Below are 2,276 nucleotides of genomic sequence, written 5' to 3'. Positions count from 1 at the left end.
CCGCACGGTGCCGGTCGTGGTGCACGAGGCCAACGCCAGCGCCGGGTGGGCGAACAAGGTGGGCGCCCGCTCGGCCCGCCGGGTGCTGGCCGCGGTGTCCGATCCCGGTCTCGGTGACGTCGAGGTCGTCGGTGTCCCGGTGCGTGCGGCGATCACGTCGCTGAACCGGGCCGCGCTGCGCGCCGAGGCACGCGCATACTTCGGCTTCGGCGAGCACGACCCGGTGCTGCTGGTCTTCGGCGGGTCCCAGGGCGCGCAGTCGCTCAACCGTGCGGTGTCCGGAGCCGCCGAAGCCCTTGCCGCGGCCGGTGTCTCGGTGCTGCACGCCTACGGCCGCAAGAACACCCTCGACGTCCGCGAGCCGACGGGTGGCGGCGCCCGCTATGTCGCGGTGCCGTACCTGGACCGGATGGACCTGGCCTACGCCGCTGCCGACCTGGCCATCTGCCGCTCCGGCGCGATGACCGTCGCGGAGGTCACCGCGGTCGGACTGCCCGCTGTCTACGTGCCGCTGCCGATCGGCAACGGCGAGCAGCGGCTCAACGCACTCCCGGTGGTCGGCGCGGGCGGCGGCCTGCTCGTCGACGACGCCGATCTGACACCGGCATTCGTGGCCGACACGGTCGCCGGCCTGCTCACCGACACCGGGCGGCTGCAGACGATGACCGCGGGCGCGGCGCTGGCGGGACACCGCGACGCCGCCACGCAGGTCGCCAGGGTGGCGCTCGAGGTGGCGGGCCGGTGAGCGGCGCGCCGCTGCCCGAGGAACTGCGCCGGGTGCACATGGTGGGCATCGGCGGCGCCGGGATGTCAGGGATCGCCCGCATCCTGCTCGACCGGGGCGGCCTGGTCTCGGGCTCCGACGCCAAGGAGTCGAGGGCGGTGGCCGCGCTTCGCGCCCGCGGCGCCTCGATCCGGATCGGACACGACGAGTCCTCGCTCGACCTGCTGCCCGGCGGGCCGACCGCCGTGGTCACCACGCACGCGGCGATCCCCAAGACGAACCCGGAACTCGTCGCGGCGCACCGGCGCGGGATCCCGGTGATCCTGCGGCCGGTGGTGCTGGCCAAGCTGATGGACGGGCACACCACGCTGATGGTGACCGGGACAGCCGGTAAGACCACCACCACGTCGATGCTCATCGTGGCCCTGCAGCACTGCGGGTTCGACCCGTCCTTCGCCGTCGGCGGCGACCTCGGCGAGGCGGGGACGAACGCGCATCACGGCAGCGGCGCCTACTTCGTCGCCGAAGCCGACGAGAGCGACGGATCGCTGGTGCAGTACCAGCCCGACATCGCCGTGGTGACCAACATCGAGGCCGACCACCTGGACTTCTTCGGCAGCGAAGAGGCCTACGTCGCGGTGTTCGACGCCTTCATGCAGCGGCTCAAGCCAGGGGGCGCGGTGGTGGTCTGCGTCGACGACGCCGGCGCCGCTGCCTTCGCCGAACGAACTGCCGCGCAAGGGATCCGGGTGCTGCGCTACGGCAGCGGCGATCAGCCCGGCCTGGCCGGGGCGCTGCTGGACTGGTACCAGCAGGGCACCAGTGCGGTGGCCACCGTGCAGCTCGCGGGGGAGCGCAGCCCGCGCACGATGCGGCTGGCGGTGCCCGGCAGGCACATGGCGCTCAACGCGCTGGCCGCGTTGTTGGCGGCGATGCAGGCCGGGGCCGCGGCGGACGTCGTGCTTGAGGGCCTGGCCGAGTTCGAGGGCGTCCGGCGCCGCTTCGAGTTGGTCGGAACGGCTTCTGGGACCAGGGTCTTCGACGACTACGCCCATCACCCGACGAAGGTCGCGGCCGCGCTGACGGCGGCGCGTGGGCTGGCGGAGGAGTCGAACGGCCGCGTCGTCGTGGTCTTCCAGCCGCACCTGTATTCGCGCACCGAGGCGTTCGCGCAAGAGTTCGGCCGTGCTCTCGACGCCGCCGACGTGGTGTTCGTGCTCGACGTCTACGGCGCCCGCGAGCGGCCGCTGCCCGGCGTCAGCGGGGCGACGGTGGCCGAGCACGTGAGCGTGCCGGTGACCTATCTCCCGGACTTCTCGGCGGTGGCCGAGCGGGTGGCCGACACCGCCCGGCAGGGTGACGTGGTGCTCACGATGGGTGCCGGCGACGTGACCATGCTCGCACCGGAAATTCTGACTGCGCTGCGGGCGAAGGCCAATCGCATCGCCCCGCCGCCGCGAACGGAGCGGTGATGACCGAGCCGACGCAGGACGACGGCCCGCCCGCCGAACCATCGGAGGCCCCGGAGGACCGGGCGGCCGACGCGCCCGAG

2 protein-coding genes are annotated in these 2,276 nt (G+C 73.4%); both read left to right on the top strand.

Annotated features, from left to right (window positions below):
* Positions 1-745, top strand: a 745-nt coding sequence (locus Q2100_RS26485) for a glycosyltransferase (RefSeq protein WP_302916460.1), incomplete at its 5' end; no start/stop codon positions are given.
* On the top strand, positions 742-2,196 hold the full coding sequence (murC, locus tag Q2100_RS26480; RefSeq protein ID WP_302916459.1) for a UDP-N-acetylmuramate--L-alanine ligase: 1,455 nt from the start codon (positions 742-744) through the stop codon (positions 2,194-2,196). The genes Q2100_RS26485 and murC, both read left to right, overlap by 4 nt.
* The last annotated feature ends 80 nt before the right edge of the window (positions 2,197-2,276 follow it).

Origin of the sequence: Mycolicibacterium arseniciresistens, from assembly GCF_030519285.1 — a bacterium.
GTDB lineage: Bacteria > Actinomycetota > Actinomycetes > Mycobacteriales > Mycobacteriaceae > Mycobacterium > Mycobacterium arseniciresistens.
This window is presented reverse-complemented; position numbering and strand designations above follow the sequence as displayed.